Source organism: Kosakonia sp. HypNH10 (assembly GCF_029850615.1).
GTDB classification, from domain to species: domain Bacteria; phylum Pseudomonadota; class Gammaproteobacteria; order Enterobacterales; family Enterobacteriaceae; genus Kosakonia; species Kosakonia cowanii.
In genome coordinates, this window is sequence record NZ_JAOTIU010000010.1 from 40,737 (window position 1) to 66,456 (window position 25,720).

At 58.5% G+C, this 25,720-nt stretch carries 26 protein-coding genes; 15 read left to right on the plus strand and 11 right to left on the minus strand.

The window, feature by feature from the left end; all coding sequences use genetic code 11:
* Positions 1-2: 2 nt before the first annotated feature.
* The 6 genes from N7V53_RS20950 to cpxP form a co-directional block, all read right to left on the minus strand.
* Entirely contained in the window at positions 3-1,307 is a 1,305-nt protein-coding gene (locus N7V53_RS20950) for an SLC13 family permease (protein WP_054804132.1), read from the minus strand.
* Between the two features lie 73 nt (positions 1,308-1,380).
* Entirely contained in the window at positions 1,381-2,139 is a 759-nt protein-coding gene (locus tag N7V53_RS20955) for a CDP-diacylglycerol diphosphatase (protein ID WP_023479314.1), read from the minus strand.
* 112 nt (positions 2,140-2,251) lie between these two features.
* Positions 2,252-3,241 carry a sulfate ABC transporter substrate-binding protein gene (locus N7V53_RS20960; RefSeq protein WP_279794791.1) on the minus strand — a complete coding sequence of 330 codons (990 nt, stop codon included), beginning with the start codon at positions 3,239-3,241 and terminating at the stop codon, positions 2,252-2,254.
* Between the two features lie 146 nt (positions 3,242-3,387).
* Entirely contained in the window at positions 3,388-4,350 is a 963-nt protein-coding gene (pfkA, locus tag N7V53_RS20965) for a 6-phosphofructokinase (RefSeq protein WP_023479317.1), read from the minus strand.
* A 201-nt stretch (positions 4,351-4,551) separates the two neighbouring features.
* A complete protein-coding gene (gene fieF, locus N7V53_RS20970; RefSeq protein WP_076768848.1) occupies positions 4,552-5,436 on the minus strand; it encodes a CDF family cation-efflux transporter FieF in 885 nt (294 codons plus the stop codon).
* A 149-nt stretch (positions 5,437-5,585) separates the two neighbouring features.
* Positions 5,586-6,080, minus strand: coding sequence for a cell-envelope stress modulator CpxP (gene cpxP, locus N7V53_RS20975; RefSeq protein ID WP_023479354.1), 495 nt, complete (start codon positions 6,078-6,080; stop codon positions 5,586-5,588).
* 151 nt (positions 6,081-6,231) lie between these two features.
* On the opposite strand from cpxP, the gene cpxR reads away from it, so the two are divergent.
* Together cpxR and cpxA are read left to right on the plus strand one after the other, a co-directional pair.
* Positions 6,232-6,930, plus strand: coding sequence for an envelope stress response regulator transcription factor CpxR (cpxR, locus tag N7V53_RS20980; protein WP_034812606.1), 699 nt, complete (start codon positions 6,232-6,234; stop codon positions 6,928-6,930).
* A complete protein-coding gene (gene cpxA / locus N7V53_RS20985; RefSeq protein ID WP_023479308.1) occupies positions 6,927-8,300 on the plus strand; it encodes an envelope stress sensor histidine kinase CpxA in 1,374 nt (457 codons plus the stop codon). The genes cpxR and cpxA overlap by 4 nt, the downstream gene beginning before the upstream one ends.
* 34 nt (positions 8,301-8,334) lie before the next feature.
* Here cpxA and yiiM read toward each other — a convergent pair whose 3' ends face one another.
* On the minus strand, positions 8,335-9,006 hold the full coding sequence (gene yiiM / locus N7V53_RS20990) for a 6-hydroxyaminopurine reductase (protein WP_279794796.1): 672 nt from the start codon (positions 9,004-9,006) through the stop codon (positions 8,335-8,337).
* A gap of 162 nt (positions 9,007-9,168) precedes the next feature.
* Between yiiM and N7V53_RS20995 the strand changes: the two genes are divergently transcribed.
* Positions 9,169-10,071 carry a dihydrodipicolinate synthase family protein gene (locus N7V53_RS20995; protein WP_279794798.1) on the plus strand — a complete coding sequence of 301 codons (903 nt, stop codon included), beginning with the start codon at positions 9,169-9,171 and terminating at the stop codon, positions 10,069-10,071.
* 78 nt (positions 10,072-10,149) lie between these two features.
* Here N7V53_RS20995 and sodA read toward each other — a convergent pair whose 3' ends face one another.
* Complete coding sequence (sodA, locus tag N7V53_RS21000; protein ID WP_023479369.1) at positions 10,150-10,770, minus strand: superoxide dismutase [Mn]; 621 nt, start codon at positions 10,768-10,770, stop codon at positions 10,150-10,152.
* Positions 10,771-11,059: 289 nt separating this feature from the next.
* Between sodA and rhaT the strand changes: the two genes are divergently transcribed.
* Complete coding sequence (rhaT, locus tag N7V53_RS21005) at positions 11,060-12,094, plus strand: L-rhamnose/proton symporter RhaT (protein ID WP_279794799.1); 1,035 nt, start codon at positions 11,060-11,062, stop codon at positions 12,092-12,094.
* Here rhaT and rhaR read toward each other — a convergent pair whose 3' ends face one another.
* The gene (gene rhaR / locus N7V53_RS21010) at positions 12,095-12,943 is read right to left on the minus strand and encodes an HTH-type transcriptional activator RhaR (RefSeq protein ID WP_279794801.1); all 849 of its coding nucleotides are present in this window, start codon (positions 12,941-12,943) and stop codon (positions 12,095-12,097) included. It lies immediately after the preceding gene.
* A gap of 73 nt (positions 12,944-13,016) precedes the next feature.
* The gene (gene rhaS, locus N7V53_RS21015) at positions 13,017-13,853 is read right to left on the minus strand and encodes an HTH-type transcriptional activator RhaS (RefSeq protein ID WP_023479306.1); all 837 of its coding nucleotides are present in this window, start codon (positions 13,851-13,853) and stop codon (positions 13,017-13,019) included.
* A 301-nt stretch (positions 13,854-14,154) separates the two neighbouring features.
* On the opposite strand from rhaS (N7V53_RS21015), the gene rhaB reads away from it, so the two are divergent.
* The 9 genes from rhaB to rhaM all read left to right on the plus strand — a co-directional run bounded on the left by rhaB (position 14,155) and on the right by rhaM (position 24,029).
* Positions 14,155-15,624, plus strand: coding sequence for a rhamnulokinase (gene rhaB / locus N7V53_RS21020; RefSeq protein WP_279794803.1), 1,470 nt, complete (start codon positions 14,155-14,157; stop codon positions 15,622-15,624).
* Positions 15,621-16,880: an L-rhamnose isomerase gene (locus tag N7V53_RS21025; RefSeq protein ID WP_279794805.1), complete on the plus strand. Its 1,260-nt coding sequence runs from the start codon at positions 15,621-15,623 to the stop codon at positions 16,878-16,880. Before rhaB ends, N7V53_RS21025 begins: the two co-directional genes overlap by 4 nt.
* A gap of 94 nt (positions 16,881-16,974) precedes the next feature.
* Positions 16,975-17,805 (plus strand): rhamnulose-1-phosphate aldolase, encoded by an 831-nt coding sequence (gene rhaD, locus N7V53_RS21030; RefSeq protein ID WP_023479304.1) that lies wholly within the window; start codon positions 16,975-16,977, stop codon positions 17,803-17,805.
* A gap of 115 nt (positions 17,806-17,920) precedes the next feature.
* Positions 17,921-18,907, plus strand: coding sequence for a rhamnose ABC transporter substrate-binding protein (gene rhaS / locus N7V53_RS21035; protein WP_023479368.1), 987 nt, complete (start codon positions 17,921-17,923; stop codon positions 18,905-18,907).
* Between the two features lie 45 nt (positions 18,908-18,952).
* Complete coding sequence (locus tag N7V53_RS21040; RefSeq protein WP_279794808.1) at positions 18,953-20,464, plus strand: sugar ABC transporter ATP-binding protein; 1,512 nt, start codon at positions 18,953-18,955, stop codon at positions 20,462-20,464.
* Positions 20,461-21,465 carry an ABC transporter permease gene (locus N7V53_RS21045; RefSeq protein WP_279794810.1) on the plus strand — a complete coding sequence of 335 codons (1,005 nt, stop codon included), beginning with the start codon at positions 20,461-20,463 and terminating at the stop codon, positions 21,463-21,465. Before N7V53_RS21040 ends, N7V53_RS21045 begins: the two co-directional genes overlap by 4 nt.
* The gene (locus N7V53_RS21050) at positions 21,462-22,466 is read left to right on the plus strand and encodes an ABC transporter permease (RefSeq protein ID WP_279794812.1); all 1,005 of its coding nucleotides are present in this window, start codon (positions 21,462-21,464) and stop codon (positions 22,464-22,466) included. Before N7V53_RS21045 ends, N7V53_RS21050 begins: the two co-directional genes overlap by 4 nt.
* A gap of 103 nt (positions 22,467-22,569) precedes the next feature.
* Positions 22,570-23,718, plus strand: coding sequence for a lactaldehyde reductase (gene fucO / locus N7V53_RS21055; RefSeq protein ID WP_279794839.1), 1,149 nt, complete (start codon positions 22,570-22,572; stop codon positions 23,716-23,718).
* Complete coding sequence (gene rhaM / locus N7V53_RS21060; protein WP_054804141.1) at positions 23,715-24,029, plus strand: L-rhamnose mutarotase; 315 nt, start codon at positions 23,715-23,717, stop codon at positions 24,027-24,029. The genes fucO and rhaM overlap by 4 nt, the downstream gene beginning before the upstream one ends.
* Before the next feature lie 42 nt (positions 24,030-24,071).
* Here the strand turns inward: rhaM and N7V53_RS21065 are convergent, their stop codons facing one another.
* A complete protein-coding gene (locus tag N7V53_RS21065; protein WP_023479331.1) occupies positions 24,072-24,620 on the minus strand; it encodes an XRE family transcriptional regulator in 549 nt (182 codons plus the stop codon).
* A 102-nt stretch (positions 24,621-24,722) separates the two neighbouring features.
* On the opposite strand from N7V53_RS21065, the gene N7V53_RS21070 reads away from it, so the two are divergent.
* The gene (locus tag N7V53_RS21070) at positions 24,723-25,385 is read left to right on the plus strand and encodes an AzlC family ABC transporter permease (RefSeq protein WP_200135231.1); all 663 of its coding nucleotides are present in this window, start codon (positions 24,723-24,725) and stop codon (positions 25,383-25,385) included.
* Positions 25,385-25,708 carry an AzlD domain-containing protein gene (locus N7V53_RS21075; protein ID WP_279794817.1) on the plus strand — a complete coding sequence of 108 codons (324 nt, stop codon included), beginning with the start codon at positions 25,385-25,387 and terminating at the stop codon, positions 25,706-25,708. Before N7V53_RS21070 ends, N7V53_RS21075 begins: the two co-directional genes overlap by 1 nt.
* Positions 25,709-25,720: the final 12 nt, after the last annotated feature.

The following is a 25,720-nucleotide window of genomic DNA, read 5'->3' on the forward strand; positions in this document are numbered from 1 at the left end:
TTCTACAATTTCCCCAGTACTTTAAACCACGCGTAATCAAGCGGCAGCAACAGCAGATAACTCACCAGCGCCAGTGCCAGACAGAGCAGCATCCCCGCGCGCGCAGGCACTTTACCGAGCGCCATCGCCACCACAATCGGCGAAGCCTGATAGGGCAACAGCGGCGTCGAATACCCCAGCACCTGAATCATAATCACCGACAGCAGCGGGAAACCGGTCGCGTCGGCAAAGCTTTGCGCCAGCGTGGTAAACAGCGCCGGGACGCCGTTGGCGGTCATAATAAAATTGAGCGCGGTGGTAATGCCGGTGAGCGCGAGAAAACTGGTGAACGGGCGTTCGGCATCAAGCGGCATCACATGCAGCAGCGCATCGCCCACCGCGCTACCGATACCGGTTTGCGTCACGGTGATCGCCAGCCCCAAAATCCCGGCGACATAGATGCAGGTGCGGATATTTACCCCGCTGGAGAACTCATCGCCGGAGATAAAGCCAACGCGCGGTAGCAGCGTAACGAAGGCGGCTGCCAGCCCGGTCCACGCCGGGCCAATGCCGTGCCAGCTCTCCGTTACCCACAGCGTCAACACCACTGCCAGCAGCCACGCGAGCCGCTTCTCATCCCCGCTCATCGGCGTAGAAGGCAGCGCTTCGCGCATCGCCTGCGGTTTACCGGGAAAGAGCCAGCAGATCAGGCCAATCAGAATTGCACCTTTCAGGATCCCCAGCACCGGCGTGTGCAGCAGCAGATAAGGCAAATAGTTGAGATGGATACCGTAGGAGCCTTCCGCCGCGCCGCTCATCACCAGATTGGGAACGTTGGCAGGCAGAATGGTTGCCGAAAGTTGAAAAGTGCCGAAGCCAACCGCCAGCGCCAGGCCATACCACGCGCGTGTGCCCTCATTGATGCCAGCGCGTGCCGCCATCGCCGCGACAATCGGCATTAACAGCGCAATTCGCCCCATGTTGGAGGGCATAACAAACGCCAGCGCATAGCTGAGCAGCACCACGCTTGCCACCATCTGCGGCCAGGAGCCGGTCATCTTTGCCGACAATGCCCGCGCCGCGCGATCCGCCAGCCCGGTTTTGCGAATGGCGACGCCAAGCACAAAACCGCTAAACACCAGCCAGAAAGCGGACGAGGCAAAGCCGCCAAAAATCACCTCCGGCGGCGCGATTTTCGCGATCATCGCAGCGGTGAAAAAGAGCAGCGCGGTGATGAACTCCGGCAACAGCGACGTCGCCCAGAGAATAATGGTGATACCGACAATAACAGAGGGAAGGAACAGAGGGTGTGAAAGCCAGAGCGACATGCCTGTCTCCTGTAGATTTTTTCAGCAAGTCTACGGGGACAGGCAGAGTGAGTAAATGCGAATTATGGTGGGGTTATTTGAGGATCTCGCACTGATGATCCTGAATCTCTTCCGCCGATGCGCGGTTTAATGCCAGCAGATTTCGCTCTGTCGCCAGCAGCACAAACGAGCCGTCCGACTGCTGCGCCAGCGCCAGTGCAAAGCGTCCCATATGCTCTTTCGCATCCGGCACCTCTTCCGCCAGCATCAGGAAGGGGCTGCGCTGCGCCAGCTCTGCCGCCGTTACGCGCCGGGCTAAATACTCATGGCCAAGCAGCCCGCCGGGGAAGACCAGCCACTGGCTGCTAATGCGCCCGGCATTCTCATTAAGCTTTTCGCGCACGTCGGTACGCAGGCAGGAGATATGAATATGGAAATGGTTCTGGGTGCGGCCAGAGCGGGAGTTAATCGCCAGCGAGACCGCCTCATCCGGGATCGGGCTGCCGCGCCGGGTGCTCATCACATCCCGTGATTGCCAGGACTGCCAGAAGAAGTTCGGCGTCGCAGGCTTAAGTAGTACCGGGCTTTCGGTGCCGTTAACCAGGTACGTGGGCATTAACAAGTACTGCAACGGGCCGTTGCGGTCCTTCATTAACACATAGCCGTTTTTGAAATTAACCTGCTCGCAGGGTGCGGGGTTGTTGTGATTACGCATATTGGGCAGGCACTGCTGAAAGACGATTTGGCGCAACGCGTCCGGGTTGCTGGTGAACTTCATCCAAATCCATACACCTGCGGCTGCAACAATAATCAGGACCAGCAGGGCAATCATAAGACGTTTAACAGTTTTCATTTTCCGCTTCCTTTGCTGAAAGAAACGGCATAATAGCGCAAAAATTAAACGAAGCGACACCCCGAATTTGCCGGATAGCACTGACGCCATCCGGCTGGTTTAACAGTAAAAATTAGCGTTTGCTGATCTCATCAAAGGTGCCGCCGTTGGCGAAGTGCTCTTTCTGCGCCTTGCTCCAGCCGCCGAACACATCATCAATGGTGAACAATTTCAGTTTCGGGAATTCGCTGGCGTACTTCGCCGCAACCTGCGCATCACGCGGGCGGTAGAAGTTCTTCGCGGCAATCTCCTGCCCTTCTGGCGAGTAGAGATATTTCAGATAGGCTTCCGCCACTTTCTGAGTGCCCTTTTTATCCGCGACTTTATCAACCACCGACACGGTCGGCTCGGCGAGGATAGATTCACTCGGGGTGACGATCTCAAACTTATCTTTGCCCAGTTCTTTGGTCGCCAGCAGCGCTTCGTTTTCCCACGCAATCAGCACATCGCCAATCCCGCGTTCCACGAAGGTGTTGGTCGCGCCGCGCGCGCCGGAGTCGAGCACTTCGACGTTTTTGTACAGCGCTTTAACAAACTCCTGCGCTTTAGCCTGATCGCCGCCGTTCTGATGCAGAGCGTAGCCCCAGGCCGCCAGGTAGTTCCAGCGTGCGCCACCGGAACTTTTCGGGTTCGGCGTGATAACGGAGACGCCCGGTTTTACCAGATCGTTCCAGTCATGAATCTGTTTCGGGTTGCCTTTACGCACCAGGAAGACAATGGTCGAAGTGTAGGGTGCAGAGTTGTCGGGCAGGCGTTTGATCCAGTTTTTGTCGATACGGCCGCGTTCGGCAATCGCGTCGACGTCATAGGCCAGCGCCAGCGTCACCACATCGGCGTCAATACCGTTGATAACCGATGTCGCCTGTTTGCCGGAGCCGCCGTGCGACTGGCGGATCACCACATTGTCGCCGGTCTCCTGTTTCCAGTGCGCGCTGAACGCTTTGTTGTACTGCTCGTACAGTTCACGCGTCGGATCGTAAGACACGTTCAACAGTTGGATATCTTTTGCCAGTAGGCTGCTGGAAGCCAGCAGCAGCGTTAAGCCCACGCCCCATTTATTCATTGCCCGCTCTCTTCGGTTGTCAATTTTGATAACACCAGCCTGCCAGAAAGGGATCCGATGATTAAAGAATAAAAAAAGATTGGCTATAACTTTGGGGAATATGTTGAGGTAAAAAAACGCCCTCAGCGGAGAGGGCGTATTGCGTACTAGTAGAGCTTTTTCGCGCAGTCCAGCCAGTCGCCTTTGAACGGACGTTTCATGTTTTCAATCGCGTCGATGATGTCGTGATGCACCATTTTTTCGTTCTGGATGCCGACGCAGCGGCCGCCGTAGCCCTGCAGCAGCAGATCGATAGCGTAGGAGCCCATGCGGGAGGCGAGAATGCGGTCGTAAGGCACCGGCGAACCGCCACGCTGGATGTGGCCCAGCACGGTCGCGCGAGTTTCGCGCTGCGTTTCGCTCTCAATGTACTTCGCCAGCTCGTCGATATCGCAGATGTGCTCGGTGATCGCCACAATCGCGTGTTTTTTACCTTTGGCGATACCGGCTTTGATCTCGGCGACCAGGTCTTCGCGGTTGAACTCCACTTCCGGCAGAACGATAAACTCACACCCGCCGGCAATGGCTGCGGCCAGGGTCAGATCGCCGCAGTAACGGCCCATCACTTCAACGATGGAGATACGCTGGTGTGAAGAGGAGGTGTCGCGCAGGCGGTCAATCGCTTCAACCACGGTTTGCAGCGCGGTGAAGTAGCCGATGGTGTAGTCGGTACCGGCAACGTCGTTATCGATGGTGCCCGGCAGACCGATGCACGGGAAGCCCATTTCGGTCAGGCGCTTCGCGCCCATGTAGGAGCCGTCGCCGCCGATAACGACCAGCGCGTCAATGCCGCGCTTTTTCATATTTTCGATAGCCACGGCACGGATATGCTCTTCGCGGAACTCCGGGAAGCGGGCAGAGCCGAGGAAGGTACCGCCGCGGTTGATCATGTCAGACACGCTGTAGCGGTCGAGCTGGATCATCCGGTCTTCATACAGGCCCAGGTAGCCGTCGTAGATACCTGCAACTTCCAGACCTTCTGTTAATGCTGCACGGACAACGCCGCGGATGGCGGCATTCATGCCTGGCGCATCACCGCCGCTTGTCAACACACCGATTTTTTTAATCATGACTACCTCTGAACTTAGGAATGCAAAATAAAATTCTGTGGCCCGAAGCAACTCCCACGGGGAGCGAACAACAATGCTGCAAATAGTATCTCAATCCACTACTGCTGAATTGATTCAGGTCAGGCGAAATGGGGGTATTTTATACACAACCTCACTGCCTGACCCACACTTAAAAAACGCGTTACGAAAGCCTCTGCGGGCTTATCGTCCTTGAGGAACAACTGAGCACGGATCCTGATGAATAATCACATCGGAGCCGGGGAAACGGCGCAAAATCGCCTGCTCTACCTGCTCAGCGACAAGATGCGCCTCAACCAGCGGCAGGTGATCGTCCATTTCCAGATGTATTTGAATAAAGCGGGTCGGCCCTGACTGCCGCGTGCGAAGATCGTGAGCGCCTCTGACGCCCGGCCAGGAAGTGACAATATCAACAATTTCCTGGCGCTCTCCATCGGGTAGTGCGCGATCTAGCAGCGCCTGTACCGCCTCATATCCCATACGCAACGCACTGTACAAGATATAGCCGCCGATACCCAGCGCAAACAGCGCATCCGCCCGGTGCCAGCCATACCACGCCAGCCCAAGCGCGATGAGAATAGCGCCGTTCATCATAACATCAGACTGATAATGAAGCATATCCGCGCGCACCGCCTGGCTGTGTGTTTTGCGCACAACCCAGCGTTGAAAGGTGACCAGAATCACAGTGCTGAGCAGCGCCACCAGCGTAACGGCAACGCCAATTCCCGCGGCCTGCAAAGGCTCCGGCCGGGCAAGATGCTGAATGCCGGTTAAAAAGAGGAACAGCGCGGAGCCGGAGATAAACATACTCTGCGCCAGCGCGGCTAACGACTCCGCTTTGCCGTGCCCGAACGTATGCTCCTCATCCGCCGGTTGCAGCGAATAGCGCACCACCAGCAGGTTGGTGAGCGACGCGGCGATATCCACCAGCGAATCGACCAGCGCCGCCAGAATACTGACCGAACCGGTATGCCACCAGGCGAAGATTTTAATCACCAGCAGCAGCGACGCCATGATGGTTGCCGCCATTGCCGCCCGTGTGACCAGCCGTCCATAAGATGCTTTCATACACGCTCCTGCTTGTCGTTGGCGGAATTATAACGGATAGCAAAAGGAGCAATGGAGAAAATAGGGGCCGGAATTGCGAGCAAAAAAAACCCCCACATCATGTGGGGGAAGACAGGGATGGTGTCTATGGCAAGGAAAAACAGGGGTTGTTACCTGGTACTGCTACTACTCATTACCGTCAACGGGGAGCTTTTTTGCATCTGCGCAACGTTACGCAGCTTTGCCATCCGTTGTTGGTGCTTCTGGTTTAAAACCGCTTGCTGCTCCGGCGTTAGCAGGTGGTACATCTGGTTGCGGACTTTCGCCATCTCAACCTGGCGAGCGACCTGCTCCTGCGCCATTTTTTCTGCCTGAGCGCGTACAGCGGTTTCATCAAATTTATCTGCGGTGACAAGGCTGTGCATTGTCTCCATTTCGCTAACATTAACAGGTGGCTGGTCGTGCCGCGCCTGTGTCATCAGATCCCGCATCTGCTGGCGCTGATGTTCGGTCAGATTAATACCGTCGAACATATGGCTCTGAACACTGCGCTGTGCAATCCCCTCAGTGGGGTGCCAGTTATCGCCTGTTACGGCTTCAGCAGCCTGGCTAACAGCGCTTAATGTCAGCGTTGAGGCCATGACGGCAGCGGTAACGATGCGCATCATTTACTCCAGTAACCTATTTGTCTCACGAGTGAACGAAAATCAGTCTACGATTCAGGCTGCAAACATGCGTCAGGGGGTGTAAAACAACGTAAAGTCATGGATTAGCGACGCTTGATGACGTAATTTCTGCCTCGGAGGTATTTAAACAATGAATAAAATCCTTTTAGTAGATGATGACCGAGAGCTGACTTCCTTGTTAAAGGAACTTCTCGACATGGAAGGTTTTAACGTGCTCGTTGCCCATGACGGTGAACAAGCGCTCGACCTCCTTGATGACAGCATCGATTTGCTTTTGCTCGACGTGATGATGCCGAAGAAAAACGGCATTGATACCCTTAAAGAGCTTCGCCAGACACACCAGACACCGGTAATCATGCTTACAGCCCGCGGCAGCGAGCTGGATCGCGTTCTCGGCCTCGAGCTGGGCGCGGATGACTATCTCCCGAAACCCTTTAACGATCGTGAACTCGTGGCGCGTATTCGCGCGATTTTGCGCCGCTCCCACTGGAGCGAACAGCAGCAGAACAGCGACAGCGGTTCGCCGACGCTGGAAGTGGACGCGCTCAGCCTTAATCCTGGCCGCCAGGAAGCGAGCTTTGACGGTCAGTCGCTGGAGCTTACCGGCACCGAATTTACCCTGCTCTACCTGCTGGCTCAGCATTTAGGCCAGGTGGTGTCGCGTGAACACCTGAGCCAGGAAGTGCTGGGTAAACGCCTGACGCCGTTCGATCGCGCCATCGACATGCATATCTCCAACCTGCGCCGCAAACTGCCGGAGCGTAAAGATGGGCATCCGTGGTTTAAAACCCTGCGCGGCCGCGGTTATCTGATGGTCTCCGCTTCATGATAGGAAGTTTGACCGCCCGCATCTTCGCCATCTTCTGGTTAACCCTGGCGCTGGTGTTGATGCTGGTATTGATGGTGCCCAAGCTGGACTCCCGCCAGATGACGGAGCTGCTCGACAGCGAGCAGCGCCAGGGTCTGATGATTGAACAGCATGTGGAAGCGGAGCTGGCTAACGACCCGCCGAACGATCTGATGTGGTGGCGCAGGCTGTTTCGCGCCATCGACAAATGGGCGCCGCCCGGTCAACGTCTGCTGCTGGTCACCAGCGAAGGGCGCGTGATCGGCGCGGAGCGCAGCGAAATGCAGATCATCCGCAACTTTATCGGCCAGGCCGATAACTCCGATCATCCGCAGAAGAAAAAGTATGGCCGCGTCGAAATGGTTGGCCCCTTCTCCATTCGCGACGGGGAAGATAACTACCAGCTCTATCTGATTCGCCCTGCCAGCAATTCGCAATCTGATTTTATCAACCTGCTGTTCGACCGCCCGCTGCTGCTGCTGATCGTCACCATGCTGATCAGTTCACCGCTGCTGCTGTGGCTGGCGTGGAGCCTGGCAAAACCGGCGCGTAAGTTGAAAAATGCGGCGGATGAGGTGGCGCAAGGCAACCTGCGTCAGCATCCGGAGCTGGAAGCCGGGCCGCAGGAGTTTCTCGCCGCTGGGGCCAGTTTTAACCAGATGGTGAGCGCGCTGGAGCGCATGATGACCGCGCAGCAGCGTCTGCTGTCGGACATCTCTCACGAGCTGCGCACGCCGCTGACGCGCCTGCAACTTGGCACCGCGCTATTGCGTCGTCGTAGCGGAGAGAGCAAAGAGCTGGAGCGCATTGAAACCGAGGCGCAGCGGCTGGACAGCATGATCAACGATCTGCTGGTGATGTCGCGCAACCAGCAGAAAAACGCGCTGGTCAGCGAAACGGTGAAAGCCAATCAGCTGTGGCATGAGGTGCTGGATAACGCCGCGTTCGAAGCCGAGCAGATGGGCAAATCCCTGACGGTCACCTTCCCGCCCGGACCCTGGCCGCTGTATGGCAACCCCAACGCGCTGGAGAGTGCGCTGGAGAATATTGTCCGCAACGCGCTGCGCTACTCCCACACCAAAATCGAAGTGAGTTTTGCGGTGGATAAAGAGGGCATCACCATCAACGTCGATGATGACGGCCCAGGCGTCAGCGCGGAAGATCGCGAGCAGATTTTCCGTCCCTTCTACCGCACCGACGAAGCGCGCGACCGCGAATCGGGCGGCACTGGCCTTGGGCTGGCGATTGTCGAAACGGCAATTCAGCAGCATCGAGGCTGGGTGAAAGCGGACGACAGCCCGTTAGGCGGTTTACGCTTAACCCTCTGGCTGCCGCTCTATAGACGCGCCTGATAATGCGCCCTCTCCCACCGGAGGGGGCGTTTTTTTATCCGCGCAGCCGCCGAGAGTTATCCTCAACTTTGCCGCTCAGGCGTCGCTTCTGCATCGTGCGCGTCCAGCTTGCCGATAACCCTGCCGCCGCCAGCAGGCGTTGATACTGCTCATCATCAAACGGTTGATACCAGGCGATCGCTGCCGCCTCATGAACGCTGACCTCACTTACCCTTGAGACAAGCTCTAACGGCGCGTCAGCGGCGACTTTACCTGCGGCAATCACCCGGTAGAGCCAGCCCACGCGGCCGCTCGCCTGCATCTGCGTGGCCATATCCTCAATGCCGAAGTGGTAGTTGAGCTTAAAGCAGGGCGAGCGCGGCTGCGTCACCTGAATCAGCGTCTCGCCCCAGCGAAAGATATCGCCGATAAAAACATTCTGCTCCGTCAGCCCGACGGTAGAGAGGTTTTCGCCGAAGGCGGGCGCGCAAAAAAGTGCGGCCTGTTGCGGGAAGGCTTGCGCCCAGTGCGTGTAGTGTTCACGCGGGTAGTGGCACAGCGCGCGATCCGCCCCGCCGTGGTAGCTTTTCTCTGCCTGCTCATCGCCGGCAAGGCCCAGTTCGGTCAGGGTCAGCTCGCCCTGCACCTGCAATTTGGCGATGGCGCTCGGTCGGCTGCCCTCATAATCCCTTATCTTGCCCCTGAAAACGTTAACCTGATGGCGCATCTTCCCTCCCGGAACTCCGTTGTTGGTCGCGTTATTAGAGCACACTTTTTTCTCACCCGAAGCGGCGAAAATGAGACATTAATGCGCGTGTCTGACGCCATGCCGTGTTATCACTTACTCTGAGTTTTGAAACGCAATTTCATTAAACGAGGAGAGAGCGACGTGGCCACTACAGTTCCATTTTCCGGCGTCTGGTGCCCTTCCATCACGCCGATGGATCGTGAAGGGAGTATCGATCTGGCAGGCTTAGCGCGACATATTGCCCGCCTGGACGCGGCAAAAGTCGATGTTGTGCTGCTGATGGGCAGCATTGGGGAGTTTGCCTCGTTCTCGCTGGAAGAGCGCTTAATGCTTATCCGCGAAGCGCGGGTGATGACGCCGGGCACGCTGGTAGCTAATGTCTCCTCCCCCTGCTTTTCTGATGTGGTGCGCATGGCGCAAGAGGCGAGGCGCGTCGGGTATGACGCAGTAATGGTGCTGCCACCCTATTACTACGGGCAGACCAGCGGGCAGTTATTGCACTATTTCCGCGCCATCGGCCAGGCGGTTGAGGGCAAGTGGTTCGCCTATAACTTCCCGGCGCGCACCGGCTGCGATTTAACGCCGGAACTGGTCGCCACCCTTGCCGCCGAGTTTCCTGCTTTCGTCGGCATCAAAGATACGGTCGATTGCCAGTCCCACACGCGGAATATGATCCTCGCCACCCAGGCGGTACGCCGAAATTTCGCGGTGTTGAGCGGCTACGACGAGTACTACATCCCGAACTTACTGGCAGGCGGCGCAGGGGTGATCTCCGGGTTGAATAACGTTATGCCAGAGCTGTTTGTGCAGGCGAGAGAAGCCTGGCGCACCGGCGATCTTGATGCCCTCAGCAAGGCACAGCAGGAGATCGGCAAGTTTATGGCGATCTACGCCATCGGGGATGATTTTGTCACCACCATCAAAACCGCGGTGTCACGCAAATTTGCCTACTCGACGCCCGTCTCGCGCAGCATCGGCGGCACGCTCAGCGACGCGCAGTGTGCCATTGTCGACCAGCTGTTTAATATCACCTCGCGAAGGTAAACCGCAGGCAATAAAAAACCCCCGACGGCGGAGCCGGACGGGGGTTGACCTCACGCAAGCGTGGAGGAGTGTGCGAACTTATTTTTTAGCGGCGAAACGCGCTGCTGCTTCGTCCCAGTTCACCACGTTCCAGAACTCTTTGATGTAGTCCGGGCGGCGGTTCTGGAATTTCAGGTAGTAAGCGTGTTCCCACACATCCAGGCCGATGATCGGGAAGCCGGATGCGCCAGAGATCGCTTCGCCCATCAGCGGGGAGTCCTGGTTTGCGGTAGAAACTACAGCCAGTTTGTCGCCTTTCAGCACCAGCCATGCCCAGCCGGAACCGAAGCGGGTTGCTGCTGCTTTTTCAAATTCAGCTTTGAAGTTGTCCACGGAACCGAAATCGCGCTCGATAGCCGCTTTCAGATCGCCCTGCAGGGTGGTGCCGACTTTCAGGCCTTTCCAGAACAAGCTGTGGTTAGCGTGGCCGCCCGCGTTGTTGCGCAGTACGGTTTTCTTGTCGGTCGGCAGCTGGTCCAGCTTGGTGATCAGCTCTTCAACCGGCAGGCTTGCGAACTCCGGCAGGTTTTCCAGCGCGGCGTTAGCGTTGTTTACGTAGGTCTGGTGATGTTTAGTGTGATGGATTTCCATCGTCTGCTTGTCGAAATGAGGCTCAAGGGCATCATACGCATACGGCAGAGCGGGCAGTGTATAGCTCATTTTCATCTCCATTTTTAGTCTGGCGGCGGATTTGTTAACGCCGCGTAAGCAGTTGGATCATTATAGTTAATTACGTGATATTGAAAATGTTTATCAATGCCGTAGTTTCTATAAGGTTATCTATTTTAGTTATGTTCTTGAAATTGTGAAGCTGCTCATTCCCATCATGCCCTGATTGCCAGCGCCAGGCGCAGCGCGGCAATCGTCTCAAGGTTAAATCGTTTACTGATTTTTACACTCTGCGAGTCGGCGACCTCTGTCCCGGCCATAAAAACAAAAGGAGTGCACAATGAGTAACGCGATTACGATGGGTATTTTGTGGCATTTGATAGGCGCGGCCAGTGCTGCCTGTTTCTATGCCCCGTTCAAAAAGGTCAAACAGTGGTCATGGGAGACGATGTGGTCGATAGGCGGCCTTGTCTCCTGGATAGTCCTCCCCTGGAGCATCAGCGCGCTGTTACTGCCCGATTTCTGGGCCTATTTCAGCTCGTTTAATGCCTCCACCCTGCTGCCGGTGTTTCTCTTCGGCGCGATGTGGGGCGTCGGCAATATCAATTACGGTTTAACGATGCGCTATCTCGGCATGTCGATGGGTATCGGTATCGCTATCGGCATCACGCTGATTGTCGGCACCCTGATGACGCCGGTGCTCAACGGCACTTTCGGCGTGCTGATCCATACCGATGGTGGCCGGATGACGCTGCTTGGTGTGCTGGTCGCCCTGATTGGCGTCGGCATTGTGACGCGCGCCGGCCAGCTGAAAGAGCGCAAGATGGGCATCAAAGCCGAAGAGTTCAATCTGAAGAAAGGGCTGGCGCTGGCGGTCATGTGCGGCATCTTCTCAGCCGGGATGTCCTTTGCGATGAACGCCGCCAAACCGATGCACGATGCCGCCGCCGCGCTGGGCATCGATCCGCTCTATACCGCGCTGCCAAGTTATGTGGTGATCATGGGCGGCGGCGCTTTGGTCAACCTTGGCTTCTGCATTATCCGCCTGGCAAAAGTAAAGAACTTATCGGTCAAAGCGGACTTCTCGCTGGCAACGCCGTTGATTATCAGCAATCTTCTGCTCTCCGCGCTCGGCGGGCTGATGTGGTATCTGCAATTCTTCTTCTACGCCTGGGGCCACGCCCGCATTCCGGCGCAGTATGACTACATCAGTTGGATGCTGCACATGAGTTTCTACGTGCTGTGCGGCGGCATTGTCGGGCTGGTGCTGAAGGAGTGGAAAAACGCCGGGCGTCAGCCGGTCAGCGTACTGAGCCTCGGCTGCGTGGTGATTATTATCGCGGCCAATATTGTCGGCCTCGGTATGGCGAGCTAATCAGGCGGCGGCGCGACTGCGATGACGCCACTGTCCTGGCGTCATCCCCACTTCGCGGCTAAAGACCACCGAAAAGTAGTTACTGTCCTCGAAACCGCACTGCATAGCGATTTCGCCAATCATCTGCTCCGAGTGCTGGAGCAGATATTGCGCGTGGCAGATGCGCAGCTGGCGCAGATAGTGATTGATGGTCATGCCGGTCTGGGAGCGAAACTGCTGGCGCAGGGCGCGCTCGCTGCACTGCTCCTGGTCGCAAAACTGCTCAAGCACAAAGCTGCGATTCAGGCTGCCGGAAAGGGCGGTGATCAGCTTATCCAGCAGCGCTTCGCTGTGAGTGGCGGCAAGATTATCGGCGGCGAAACGGTGGCGTTTTAAGGTCATCACCAGCTGGGCAAAGAGCGTTTCCGCCATTCCATTCGCCAGCGGGTCGCTCTTATTGCTCTCATGCTCCAGCTGGGCGATCACCTGGCGGGCCTGCGTCATGCCGCTGCTGCCGATGCGCCAGTGCGGGCTCCACGCTCCGCCGCTAAAGCCCGGGATCAGTCCCGCCCAGTCCAGATTGAGCGTCAGCCGCTCCGGGCAGTAGATGATGTTCTGCAACACCAGATCGTTAACCGAGGCGTAAGAGTGGCAATCTTCGGCGCGAATATAGAAGAGATCGCCGCGCGTAATGCGGTACGGGCGGTTGTTGAGCACATGCAGGCCATTGCCGCGCCACACCATCACCAGCTCATTAAACTCGTGGGTGTGTTCGGCAAACACATGTTGCGGGTAGCGATCCGCCACCGCCACCGCCTGACCGGCGCGCGGAAAGAAGTCGTCCCGACGAAGAATAAGCTGGCCTGTCACATCATCACCTCTGCGTGCACTAACCTGACATTATTAGCCAAAGCGCAGCCAAAAATCGGTGATTCTCTTCTCGTTACTGAAGCAGCGTATCGCGCCCCTGGCGGATCTCGCGCGGGGACCAGCTAAACTCGCGGCGAAACAGGGTCGAAAAGTGGTTACTGTCGCCAAATCCGCAGCGAAAAGCGATATCCGTTACGCTCTCATCGCTGTGACGCAACATATGGCGGGCTTTAATCAGTCGCAGGCGGTTCAGGTAGCGCTGCGGCGTCATGCCGGTGGTCTGTTTGAGCTGGCGATGCAGCGTGCGCAACGAGAGCGTGAAGCGCTCGGCGAGCGACGCCCAGCAGATATCCTCCGCAAAGTGATCCTCCAGCCACAGCAGCAATTGGTTAAGCCGTGCGTCGCTGTTGCCCATCTCCGCCTGCTGGCTGCTACGGCGCAGCAGCACCAGCAACTGCATAAAGAGCATTTCGCGGTTAGCAATATCGTGGGTTTCCAGCTCCGCGCCCTGCGCCTCCATCTGGCTGATAATGCCGCGCACCTGCCCCAGCGTCTGCTGGCTCACCCGCCAGTGCGACGGGTAGTGCCCCTCCTGCTCCTGCGGTAACAGCTGGTTTAACCCGGCAAGGAACTGGAAAGCGTCCGGCGAGCGGTAGAGCACGTTGGTCAGGCAGAGATTATCGGTGTGCTCATAGAGGTGGCGGTCGTGATCGCGCACAAAGCAGACCGTGCCGCCACTGATGGTGTAAGGCTGGCCGTTAAAGACATGAATGCCGGAGCCATGCTCAACAATCACAATCTCATGAAAATCATGATGATGCTCAGGGAAAGCCGCCTGCGGCAGCCGCGGCTCAATGGCAACCGGTGATTTACCTGGCGGAAAGAAATCAACGCTATGCAGTATGGTCATGATCGCCCCAGCAAATGAGAAACAGTCTCAAAATAGTAATTAAGGGCGGCCAACCTCACCTTTAATTTTCGACACCATTTCGCGCATAAGCTGCCCGTTTTTCAAGAAACGCCCGGAAAGATCGGGAAATGTGGCGAGAGTCACAATGGCGCAACGCCGCGTCATCACTGGAATATGTGAACTCTCTCACGTTCATCTTTGCTTTCTTGCCAGCGCCCCCTTGCCGCTGTCAGTAGCAAGAAGGTAGACCCCACGCCCGCTTTTTTAGACTGTCCGCAATGACTCTTTGAAGGACCTCATCATGACTTTTCGCCACTGCGTCGCGGTTGATTTAGGTGCCTCCAGCGGACGGGTAATGCTGGCGCGTTACGATCGCCAGAGCCGGGCGCTGACGCTTCAGGAAATTCACCGCTTTGTTAACTGCTTACAAAGAGTTGATGGATTTGACTGCTGGGATATCGACCGCCTGGAAGCCGAGATCCGCAGCGGGCTGCAAAAGGTATGCGAATCCGGCGTACAGCCTGACAGCATCGGCATTGATACCTGGGGCGTCGATTATGTGCTGATTAACCGCGCGGGCGAACGCGTCGGCCTGCCAATCGCCTACCGCGACAGCCGTACCGACGGCATTATGCAGCGCGCTTTCCAGCAGCCGGGCAAAGCCGATATCTATCGCCGCAGCGGCATCCAGTTTCTCCCCTTTAATACTCTCTATCAGCTGCGCGCGCTGGCGGAACAGCAGCCGCACACCGTAGCGCAGGTGGAGCACGCTCTGCTGATCCCGGACTACTTCAGCTTCCGCCTGACCGGGCAGCGCAACTGGGAGTACACCAACGCCACCACCACGCAGCTGGTCAATATCAACACCGACAACTGGGACACGACGCTGCTCGACTGGGCCGGGGTGCCCGCGAGCTGGTTTGGCACACCGACCCATCCGGGGAATGTGATTGGTGACTGGATCTGCCCGCAGGGCAACGCCATTCCGGTGGTCGCCGTTGCCAGCCATGATACCGCCAGCGCGGTGATCGCCTCGCCGTTGGCCGATAACGATGCGGCATACCTCTCTTCCGGCACCTGGTCATTGATGGGCTTTGAGAGCAAAACGCCCTACACCAGCGACGCCGCGCTCGCAGCCAATATCACCAATGAGGGCGGTGCCGAGGGGCGCTACCGGGTGCTGAAAAACATCATGGGTTTGTGGCTGCTACAGCGGGTGCTGAAAGAGCAGAAGATCAGCGACCTGCCCGCGCTTATCGCTCTCACTGAACAGATCGCGGTCTGCCGCTTCGTCATCAACCCGAACGATGAGCGCTTTATCAACCCGGAGAACATGAGTGCCGAAATCCAGGCCGCCTGCCGCGACGCGGATCAGCCGGTGCCGCAGAGCGCCGCCGAGCTGGCGCGCTGCATCTTCGACAGCCTCGCCCTGCTCTATGCCGATGTGCTGAGCGAGCTGGCAACGCTGCGCGGCAAGCCCTTTACCCGCTTGCACATTGTTGGCGGCGGCTGCCAGAACCAGTTGCTGAACCAGCTTTGCGCCGACGCCTGCGGTTTGCCGGTGGTTGCCGGGCCGGTTGAAGCCTCAACGCTCGGCAATATTGGCGTACAGCTAATGACGCTCGATGAGCTGACCAACGTCGATCAGTTCCGTCAGGTGGTGGCGGCTAACCACCCCCTGCTCACCTTTACCCCCGATTCTGATAATGAAATCGCCCGCTATGTCGCGCGTTTTCAGCAAAAACGACAGACAAAGGAGCTTTGCGCATGACCACTCAACTTGAACAGGCCTGGGAGATTGCCAGAGAGCGTTTTGCCGCGGTCGGCATTGATGCCGAGGAGGCGCTGCGCCAGCTGGATCGCCTGCCGGTCTCAATGCACTGCTGGCAGGGCGACGATGTGGCCGGGTTCGAAAACCCGGAAGGCAGCCTGACCGGCGGTATTCAGGCCACCGGCAACTATCCGGGTAAAGCGCGCAACGCCGCCGAATTACGCGCCGATCTTGAGCAGGCGCTGAGCCTGATCCCCGGACCTAAGCGCCTCAATCTGCATGCGATTTATCATGAAGCCGATGCGCCCGTGGCGCGTAACGAGATCAAACCGGAGCACTTTAAAAACTGGGTTGAGTGGGCGAAAGCCAACAAACTGGGGCTCGATTTTAACCCCTCCTGCTTTTCGCACCCGCTCAGCGCCGACGGTTTTACCCTCTCGCATGCCAATAATGAGGTTCGCCAGTTCTGGATCGATCACGTGAAGGCCAGCCGCCGCGTCTCCGCCTCGTTTGGCGAGCAGCTCGGCACGCCGTCGGTGATGAATATCTGGGTGCCGGACGGCATGAAGGATGTCACCGTCGATCGCCTGGCCCCGCGCCAGCGTCTGCTTGCCGCGCTGGACGAAGCGATGAGCGAGAAACTGAACCCGGCGCACCATATTGATGCCGTGGAGAGCAAGTTGTTCGGCATCGGTGCCGAGAGCTACACCGTCGGCTCGAATGAGTTCTATATGGGGTACGCCACCAGCCGCCAGACCGCGCTCTGCCTGGATGCAGGCCACTTCCACCCGACGGAGGTGATCTCCGACAAAATCTCCGCCGCCATGCTCTATGTGCCGCGCCTGCTGCTGCACGTCAGCCGCCCGGTGCGCTGGGACAGCGATCACGTGGTGCTGCTGGATGATGAAACCCAGGCCATTGCCAGCGAGATCATTCGCCACCAGCTGTTCGACCGCGTGCATATCGGCCTCGACTTCTTTGACGCCTCTATCAACCGTATCGCCGCGTGGGTGATTGGCACCCGCAATATGAAAAAAGCGCTGCTGCGCGCCCTGCTTGAGCCGGTTGAACAGCTGCGCCAGCTGGAAGCCGATGGCGATTACACCGCGCGCCTTGCGCTGCTTGAAGAGCAGAAATCCCTGCCGTGGCAGGCGGTGTGGGAGATCTATTGCCAGCGCCACGACACCCCCGTCGGCAGCCAGTGGCTTGAGAGCGTGCGGGCGTATGAGCAAGCGGTATTACGCCAGCGCCAGTGAAGCAGTGCCGGATGGCGGATTAAAGAGAAACCGATTCACGTAGGCCGGATAAGCGCAGCGCCATCCGGCAACAGAACCAACAGGAACTCCATACATGCAGACCATTATTAACGCCTGGTTCGTCCAGGGGATGATCAAAGCGACGACCGACGCCTGGCTAAAAGGCTGGGACGAGCGCAACGGCGGCAACCTGACCCTGCGTCTCGACGATGCGGATATTGCGCCCTATGAAGCAGATTTCCACCCGCAGCCGCGCTACATTCCCCTCAGCCAGCCAATGCCGCTGCTCGCCAACACGCCGTTTATCGTCACCGGCTCCGGCAAATTTTTCCGCAACGTGCAGCTCGATCCAACAGCCAACCTCGGCGTGGTCAAAGTCGACAGCGACGGCGCCGGTTACCACATCCTGTGGGGGCTGACTAACGAAGCGGTACCGACCTCCGAACTGCCGGCGCACTTCTTGTCCCACTGCGAGCGCATCCAGGCGACCGGCGGCAAAGATCGGGTGATCATGCACTGCCACGCCACCAACCTTATCGCCCTGACCTACGTGCTGGAAAACAGCTCGGATCTGATTACCCGCAAGCTGTGGGAAGGGAGCACCGAGTGCCTGGTGGTCTTCCCGGACGGCGTCGGCATTCTGCCGTGGATGGTGCCGGGCACCGATGAAATCGGCCGCGCCACCGCCAACGACATGCAGAAACATTCGCTGGTGCTGTGGCCATTCCACGGCGTTTTCGGCAGCGGCCCGACGCTGGATGAAGCTTTTGGCCTGATCGACACCGCAGAAAAATCCGCCGAGGTGTTAGTCAAAGTCTATTCGATGGGCGGTATGAAACAGACCATCACCCGTGAAGAACTGATCGCACTGGGCAAACGCTTCGGCGTCAACCCGCTGCAATCGGCGTTAGATCTGTACCACTAAAAAAACGCGCCCCGCTCACGCAGACGGGGCGAACTCTGTTCACCTGCAAAAAACCACTCCCAGTGATTTCGGCAACACGAAAGCAGACGGGAGTGTCATCCGTGGAGTACGAGCAATGAAAACAAAAGCAAGCTTGATCCTCACCGTTGTCATGATGGCGTTATCCGGTTCCGCCATCGCCGAAGTGAAAATCGCCCTGGTGGCGAAATCGTTAGGGAATGGTTTTTTTGAAGCCGCCAACACCGGCGCGCAGGAGGCAGCGAAAGAGTTAGGCGACGTTAAAGTGATCTACACCGGGCCGACCACCACCACCGCGGAAGCGCAGATCGAAGTGCTGAACGGCTTGATCGCCCAGGGGGTAGATGCGATCGCCATCTCCGCCAACGATCCGGACGCGGTAGTGCCGGTGCTGAAAAAAGCGATGCAGCGCGGTATCAAAGTGGTGTCATGGGACTCCGGCGTGGCAAAAGCCGGGCGGCAGATCCACCTTAACCCCTCCAACAACGCGCTGATTGGCGAAACCAACGTCAAGCTTGCCGCCGATGCGCTGAAAGCGCTGAATGTTGAGAAGGGCGACGTTGCTATTCTGAGCGCCACGCCAACCTCCACCAACCAGAATATCTGGATTGCGGAGATGAAAAAGGTGCTGCCGAAGTACCCCTCCGTCAATCTGGTCACCGTCGCCTATGGCGACGACCTCTCCGATAAAAGCTACCGCGAAGCGGTCGGCCTGCTGAAGTCTTATCCGGATCTGAAAGTGATTGTTTCCCCCTCCTCCGTCGGCATTGTCGCCGCCGCGCAGGCGGTGAAGGATCAGGGAAAAATCGGCAAAGTCTACGTTACCGGTCTCGGCTTGCCCTCTGAAATGGCGGGTGCCATCAAATCCGGCGCGAGTAAAAGTTTTGCCATCTGGAACCCGATCGATCTCGGCTATGCCGCCACCTATTTAGCAAACGATCTGGTGAAAGGGACGGCGACGAAAACGGAAGCCAGCATGGGCCGCTTAGGGAAAGTGACGCTGGATGCCGACGGCAATGGCGCGATGGCGCAACCCTTCGTCTACGATGCCAGCAATATTGATAAGTTCTCGAAGATGTTCTGACCCTTTCCCCTCTCTGACGGGAGGGGGCAAAACCGGAGAGTTATCATGACGGCATCCACCCCACTGCTGTCGCTTAAGGGCATCAGCAAACGCTTTCCCGGCGTGCGCGCACTTGAGAACGTACAGCTTGATCTCTGGCCTGGCCACGTAACCGCCCTGATTGGCGAGAACGGCGCGGGCAAATCGACGCTGGTTAAAGTAATGACCGGCATTTATCAGCCTGATGAGGGCGAGATCCTCTATAAAGCGATCCCCATCTCTCTGCCGACGCCCGATGCGGCGCACAGAGTGGGCATTACCGCCATTCACCAGGAGACGGTGCTGTTCGACGAGCTGTCGGTCACCGAAAATATTTTTGTTGGCCACTATCTCTATAAAGGGCTGCTGAAAAAGCTCGACTGGCCCGCCATGCACCAGCAGGCACGGGCACTCCTAGCCCGGCTGGAGGTGCAGATCGATCCGCGCGCGACGCTTAAAACCCTCAGCATTGCCCAGCGCCATATGGTGGCGATTGCCCGCGCGCTCGCCTTCGATGCGCAGGTGGTGATCCTCGACGAGCCGACCGCCGCCCTCTCACAGCACGAGATCCTGGAGTTCTACCACATCGTTGAGCGCCTGAAGCAGGAGGGGAAAGCGATCCTCTTTATCTCGCACAAGTTCGATGAAATCTTCGAACTGGCGGATCACTACACCATTTTGCGCGACGGCGTCTTTATCGAATCCGGTGCTATCAACGAGATTACCGAAGCGCGGATGGTGACGCTGATGGTCGGGCGCGCGATTAGCCAGAGCTGGCCGAAAATCGCCTGCGAGCCGGGCGAGGTGGTGCTGGAGGTAAACGATCTCTGCCATGCCACCGAGTTCGCCCATATCAACTTCAGCCTGCGCAAAGGGGAGATCCTCGGCTTTTATGGCCTGGTAGGTGCCGGGCGTACCGAGCTGATGCAGGCGCTCTGCGGCGTAACGCGTCCCGCCTCTGGTGGCATTATCCTTAACGGAAAAGCGGTGCAGTTCCGCCAGCCAGCGGATGCGATTCAGGCCGGGATTGTCTGCGTGCCGGAAGAGCGCCAGCAGCAGGGGGCGATCACCGCCCTGTCGATTGCCCAGAACATCAGCCTGCCGCAGCTAAGCACGCTCAACGCCAACGGGGTGCTGAACGACGCCAAAGAGTGGGCGCTGGCGGAGGAGTACGCCCGCCGCTTGCAGGTTAAAGCCTTTAGCTGGAAGCAGGCGGTTGAGACGCTCTCTGGCGGCAATCAGCAGAAAGTGGTGATTGGCAAGTGGCTCGCCACCCAGCCGCAGGTGATTATTCTCGATGAGCCGACCAAAGGGATCGATATCGGCTCGAAAGCGGCGGTGCACCAGTTTATGTCTGAGCTGGTAGCACAGGGGCTGGCGGTGATTATGGTCTCCTCCGAACTGCCGGAAGTGATGGGCATGGCGGATCGGGTGATCGTCATGCATGAAGGATTGATGGTCGCGCACTACCGGGCCGGGGAGGCGTCGGCAGAAACCATTGTCAGCGCCGCCAGCGGTGCCGGGCAGGAGGCCGCATGATGAACGCACTGCTTAAACATCGTGAAGCGCTGCTCGGCGGGGTGATTGTGCTGCTGATGCTGGCTATTGGCAGCCGCGTTCCCGCCTTTATCAGCCCCGGCAACCTGGTAGAGATGTTCAACGATACTTCCATCCTGATCATTCTCGCCCTCGGGCAGATGATGGTGCTGCTGACCAAAGGGATCGACCTGTCGATGGCGGCAAACCTGGCGCTCACCGGCATGATTGTCGCGCTGATTAACTTCCATCACCCGGATGTGCCGGTGTGGGCGTTGCTGCTGCTGGCGACCGCGCTCGGGCTGCTGATGGGGATCATCAACGGCCTGCTGGTGTGGAAACTGGGTATTCCGGCGATTGTGGTGACGCTCGGCACCATGAGCATCTACCGCGGCATTATCTTTCTCCTCTCCGGCGGCGGCTGGGTGAACGCCAACCAGATGAGCGCCGATTTTCTTGCCGTGCCGCGCAGCGGGCTGTTGGGGCTACCGGTGCTGAGCTGGTGCGCCATCGCCGCGCTGCTGCTGGTGGGCTACTTCCTGCGCTACAGCCGCAGCGGACGGGCGCTCTATACCGCAGGCGGCAACGCCACGGCGGCCTACTACACCGGCATCAACGCCGGCAAGATGCAGTTTGTCAGCTTCTGCCTTTCAGGCGCGCTGGCCGGGTTCTGCGGCTACTTGTGGATCTCGCGCTTCGCCGTCGCCTATGTCGATGTCGCCAACGGCTTTGAGCTACAGGTGGTAGCCGCCTGTGTGATTGGCGGCATCAGCACCATGGGCGGCAGCGGGCGCGTGCTCGGCTGTCTATTTGGCGCGCTGTTCCTCGGCGTTATCAACAATGCCCTGCCGGTGATTGGCGTCTCGCCCTTCTGGCAGATGGCGATCTCCGGCACGGTGATCGTGATTGCGGTGCTGCTCAACGAGCGCGGCAATAAGCGCAAAGGGCGGTTGATTCTGCGCGATGCGGCGCTGGCCCGGCAGAAACAGGCGGTGAAATCATGAGCAAAATCCTCACTTCTGAAGCAGTAAAAAGCCCGGCTGCGCAGACGCCACTCTTGCGTCGTCTGCTCTGCTGGGAGGGGTTTTTACTGGCGGTGACGCTGGCGGTGTTTGTGGTGAACGCCCTCGCCTCACCCTACTTCCTTAATATCTGGAACCTGTCAGACGCCACCTTCAACTTCACCGAGAAGGCGATCATCGTGCTGCCGATGGCGATGTTGATTATCGCCAGAGAGATCGATCTCTCGGTGGCCGCCACCATCGCGCTCAGCTCAACGGCGATGGGCTTTTGCGCACAGGCGGGCGTCGATACGCCGCTGCTGGTCTGCGTGGGATTGGGCGTCGGGCTGCTGTGCGGATTGTTCAACGGCTTTCTGGTGACCCGCTTCAACCTCTCGTCGATTGTTATCACCATCGGCACCATGAGCTTGTACCGCGGCATCTCCTACATCCTGCTGGGCGACCAGGCGCTGAACAGCTGGCCAGAGAGCTTCGCGTGGCTCGGCCAGGGCTACGTCTGGGGCGCGTTGTCGTTCGAGTTTGCGCTCTTTATTGTGCTCGGGCTGCTGTTTGCTTTTCTGCTGCATAAAACCAACTTTGGCCGCCGCACTTACGCCATCGGCAATAACCCGACCGCCGCGTGGTATGCAGGGATCAATGTCAAACGCCACAACCTGATCCTCTTTGCGCTGGTGGGGTTGATGGCGGGGCTGGCGTCGGTACTGCTCACTTCGCGCCTCGGCAGCACGCGCCCAACTATCGCGCTGGGCTGGGAGCTTTCCGTGGTGACGATGGCGGTGCTCGGCGGCGTCAATATTCTCGGCGGCTCCGGCAGCATGGTTGGCGTGATTATCGCCGCCTTTTTGATGGGGCTGGTGACCTTTGGCCTGAGCCTGCTCAACGTGCCGGGGATTGTGATGTCGATTATTGTCGGCGCGATGCTGATCGTAGTGATTTCACTGCCGATCCTCACCCGCCGCCTGTTGCAGCGCAGGCGGCTGTAATGCAGGCATGGCTTGCCGGATGGCGGCTTACGTCAAAGCAATTTTTCCGGCGACAGGGAGCATTGCCGCCGGTCAGGATTCAACCAAATCAAGGAGAAACATGATGAGCTTTATGTTGGCACTGCCGAAAATCAGCCTGCACGGCGCGGGCGCAATTGGCGATATGGTGAAACTGGTGGCAGACAAAGCGTGGGGTAAGGCGCTGATTGTCACCGACGGGCAACTGGTGAAACTCGGTCTGCTCGACAGCCTGTTTACCGCGCTAAAGGCGCACGAGATGCCCTATCAGCTGTTTAATGGCGTCTTCCCCAACCCGACCGAAGCGCTGGTGCAGGAAGGGTTTGCCGCCTATCAGCAGGCAGGCTGTGACTACCTGATCGCCTTCGGCGGCGGCAGCCCGATCGATACCGCGAAAGCGATAAAAATCCTCACCGCGAACCCCGGGCCGTCGACCGCTTACTCCGGCGTTGGCAAAGTGAAAAACGCCGGGGTGCCGCTGGTGGCAATCAACACCACCGCAGGCACGGCGGCGGAGATGACCAGCAACGCAGTGATTATCGACAGCGAGCGCCAGGTGAAGGAGGTGATTATTGATGCCAACCTGATCCCCGATATCGCCGTCGACGATGCCAGCGTGATGCTGGCGATCCCCGCGGCGGTCACCGCTGCAACCGGCATGGATGCCCTGACCCACGCGGTCGAAGCCTATGTCTCCGTGGGCGCGCATCCGCTAACGGATGCCAACGCGCTGGAGGCGATTCGCCTGATCAACCAGTGGCTGCCGACCGCCGTTGCCGAGGGCGGTAACCTTGAGGCGCGCGAACAGATGGCTTACGGGCAGTATCTGGCCGGGATGGCCTTTAACAGCGCCGGTCTCGGGCTGGTGCACGCGCTGGCCCACCAGCCGGGCGCGACCCACAATCTGCCGCACGGCGTCTGCAACGCCATCCTGCTGCCGATCATCGAAAACTTTAACCGTCCCCATGCGGTGGCGCGTTTCGCCCGCATCGCGCAGGCGATGGGCGTCGACACCCGCGAGATGAGCGAGGAGGAGGCAAGCCAGCAGGCGATTGCTGCCATTCGCGCGCTGAGTGCCAAAGTCGGTATTCCCTCAGGCTTTAGTGCGCTGGGTGTGTGTGAAGCCGATATCGAAGGGTGGCTGGATAAGGCGCTCGCCGATCCGTGCGCACCCTGCAACCCGCGCAGCGCCAGCCGCGATGAGGTGCGCGAGCTCTATCTGGAGGCATTATGATCCGCAAAGCGTTTGTTATGCAGGTGAACCCCGATGCGCACGAAGAGTACGCGCGTCGCCATAACCCTATCTGGCCGGAGCTGGAAGCGGTGCTGAAAGAGGCGGGCGCGCACCATTACGCCATCTATCTTGATAAAGCGCGCAACCTGCTGTTTGCCACGGTGGAGATTGAATCAGAAGCGCGCTGGGAGGCGGTTGCCCGCACCGAGGTATGTCAGCGCTGGTGGAAACATATGCGCGACGTGATGCCTGCGAATGCTGATAACAGCCCGGTAAGCGCCGAACTGGAAGAGGTGTTCTATCTGGCGTAAGCCGCTCCCTTCATCCCCTCAATGCACGCAGGGGATGAAGGCTCAATTCTGCTCGGCAACGAGGATCGCCTGCGTATCCGGCTCTAACGCTTTAAAGATATGCTCGCGATCCGCCGGGTAACAGATGTAATCCCCTTCGTTTAACTCTTCAGGCGCTTCTGTCAGCCCGACCAGCGCCCGTCCCTGCGTCACAATAATGTGCTCGACGGAACCGGCGGGATGCGGGTGGGAGATGCGATCCGCGCCGGGCTGCGTCAGCAGCAGATAGATATCGCGCCGCGCGCCGGGCGGGCAGGTTGCCAGCAATATCGCCTGGTAGTGCGCCTGCTCGGCAACCACTTTGGTGCCTTCACCGCGGCGAATCACCTGCGTTTGCGGGTTTTGCGGCTCCAGCAGGCGGGCGAAAGGAATATCCAGCGCCACGCAGAGCGCCCACAGGGTTTCGAGGCTCGGATTACCGTTGCCCGCTTCCAGCTGCGAGAGCGTCGATTTCGCAATCCCGGCGCGGCGGGCGATCTCCGCCAGCGAGAGCCCGGTCCGCTGCCGCTCACGCGCCAGGCTTTTGGCGATAATAGCGATGGGTTGTGTCATACCGGCCTTAAATGTTCATTTAATCGAACGTTATGTTCGTCTTGAAAAACGGTCTCAGGGTGTTCATTATAATGGATACACGTTCGATATGGCTAAAAAGCGATGTTCACACGACACTTTTCTTCCCTTACACGCGACACGGTTAGAGCGATTGGGCTGGTCTGCCTGGCGGTCGGCGTTGTCGGCGTCTCCTATGGCTCTCTGGCAATGGCTTACGGCTTCCCGCTCTGGGTGCCGCTGATGCTCTCGACGCTGGTGCTGGCAGGCGCTTCGGAGTTTATGTTTATCGGGATTGTGGCAAGCGGCGGTAGCCCGCTGGCAGCCGCGGTCGCCGGGCTGCTGGTCAATGCGCGCCATATTCCCTTCGGCGTGACGGTGCGCGAACTGGTGGGTAAACGGGCCGCCGGGTTATTGGGCTGCCACATTATGAATGATGAGAGCGTGGTGTTCGGGCTTTCACAGTCAACCCCGGAACAGCGCAAAGCTGCCTACTGGCTCTGCGGGCTGGGCGTGGCGCTGCTGTGGCCGGTTGGCGTGCTGATCGGTGCATCGGTCGGGGCTTTTCTGCCCGCGCCGGAAACCATCGGTCTGGACGCGGTGTTCCCGGCGATTTTACTGGCGCTAGTGCTGCCGGCGCTGAAAAAGCGCACCACGCTGATACGCGCCTGTAGCGGCGCGGCGCTCTCGCTGGCGACGGTACCCTTCGCGCCGGTGGGGTTACCGGTGCTGCTCTCACTGCTTGGTTTACTGACGAGGAAGCGATAATGGCAAGCGTTGCACTGACTCTTGGCGGTATCGCCATTCTCTCGGCAGGCACCTATCTGATGCGGCTCGGCGGCGCGAAACTGGGCGGGCGTCTGGCGCTGTCGGAACGCGCACAGGGGCTGCTTTCGGATGCAGCGACCACGCTGCTGTTCGCTGTGGCGCTGGCCGCAATGCTCTATGAAGGGGATCACTTCGCCGGGATGGCGCGGGTTTCCGGCGTGCTGTTTGCGCTGTTTCTTGCCTGGCGCAAGATGCCGCTGATCGTGGTGATTCTGTCAGCAGCGGTGGTCACAGCTCTGCTGCGTCTGGCGGGTCTGCACTAAAACGAAAAAAGC

Bases quoted from the DNA above. Each gene is read 5' to 3' on its own strand.
- N7V53_RS20950 (WP_054804132.1), bottom strand. From the start codon at position 1,307: ATGTCGCTCTGGCTTTCACACCCTCTGTTCCTTCCCTCTGTTATTGTC.
- N7V53_RS21040 (WP_279794808.1), top strand. From the start codon at position 18,953: ATGACGGCATCCACCCCACTGCTGTCGCTTAAGGGCATCAGCAAACGC.
- N7V53_RS21050 (WP_279794812.1), top strand. From the start codon at position 21,462: ATGAGCAAAATCCTCACTTCTGAAGCAGTAAAAAGCCCGGCTGCGCAG.
- rhaM (WP_054804141.1), top strand. From the start codon at position 23,715: ATGATCCGCAAAGCGTTTGTTATGCAGGTGAACCCCGATGCGCACGAA.
- rhaS (WP_023479368.1), top strand. From the start codon at position 17,921: ATGAAAACAAAAGCAAGCTTGATCCTCACCGTTGTCATGATGGCGTTA.
- N7V53_RS21070 (WP_200135231.1), top strand. From the start codon at position 24,723: ATGTTCACACGACACTTTTCTTCCCTTACACGCGACACGGTTAGAGCG.
- rhaS (WP_023479306.1), bottom strand. From the start codon at position 13,853: ATGACCATACTGCATAGCGTTGATTTCTTTCCGCCAGGTAAATCACCG.
- N7V53_RS21045 (WP_279794810.1), top strand. From the start codon at position 20,461: ATGATGAACGCACTGCTTAAACATCGTGAAGCGCTGCTCGGCGGGGTG.
- N7V53_RS20955 (WP_023479314.1), bottom strand. From the start codon at position 2,139: ATGAAAACTGTTAAACGTCTTATGATTGCCCTGCTGGTCCTGATTATT.
- N7V53_RS20960 (WP_279794791.1), bottom strand. From the start codon at position 3,241: ATGAATAAATGGGGCGTGGGCTTAACGCTGCTGCTGGCTTCCAGCAGC.
- fieF (WP_076768848.1), bottom strand. From the start codon at position 5,436: ATGAAAGCATCTTATGGACGGCTGGTCACACGGGCGGCAATGGCGGCA.
- yiiM (WP_279794796.1), bottom strand. From the start codon at position 9,006: ATGCGCCATCAGGTTAACGTTTTCAGGGGCAAGATAAGGGATTATGAG.
- pfkA (WP_023479317.1), bottom strand. From the start codon at position 4,350: ATGATTAAAAAAATCGGTGTGTTGACAAGCGGCGGTGATGCGCCAGGC.
- fucO (WP_279794839.1), top strand. From the start codon at position 22,570: ATGAGCTTTATGTTGGCACTGCCGAAAATCAGCCTGCACGGCGCGGGC.
- rhaT (WP_279794799.1), top strand. From the start codon at position 11,060: ATGAGTAACGCGATTACGATGGGTATTTTGTGGCATTTGATAGGCGCG.
- cpxR (WP_034812606.1), top strand. From the start codon at position 6,232: ATGAATAAAATCCTTTTAGTAGATGATGACCGAGAGCTGACTTCCTTG.
- N7V53_RS21025 (WP_279794805.1), top strand. From the start codon at position 15,621: ATGACCACTCAACTTGAACAGGCCTGGGAGATTGCCAGAGAGCGTTTT.
- sodA (WP_023479369.1), bottom strand. From the start codon at position 10,770: ATGAGCTATACACTGCCCGCTCTGCCGTATGCGTATGATGCCCTTGAG.
- rhaD (WP_023479304.1), top strand. From the start codon at position 16,975: ATGCAGACCATTATTAACGCCTGGTTCGTCCAGGGGATGATCAAAGCG.
- N7V53_RS21065 (WP_023479331.1), bottom strand. From the start codon at position 24,620: ATGACACAACCCATCGCTATTATCGCCAAAAGCCTGGCGCGTGAGCGG.
- N7V53_RS21075 (WP_279794817.1), top strand. From the start codon at position 25,385: ATGGCAAGCGTTGCACTGACTCTTGGCGGTATCGCCATTCTCTCGGCA.
- rhaB (WP_279794803.1), top strand. From the start codon at position 14,155: ATGACTTTTCGCCACTGCGTCGCGGTTGATTTAGGTGCCTCCAGCGGA.
- cpxP (WP_023479354.1), bottom strand. From the start codon at position 6,080: ATGCGCATCGTTACCGCTGCCGTCATGGCCTCAACGCTGACATTAAGC.
- cpxA (WP_023479308.1), top strand. From the start codon at position 6,927: ATGATAGGAAGTTTGACCGCCCGCATCTTCGCCATCTTCTGGTTAACC.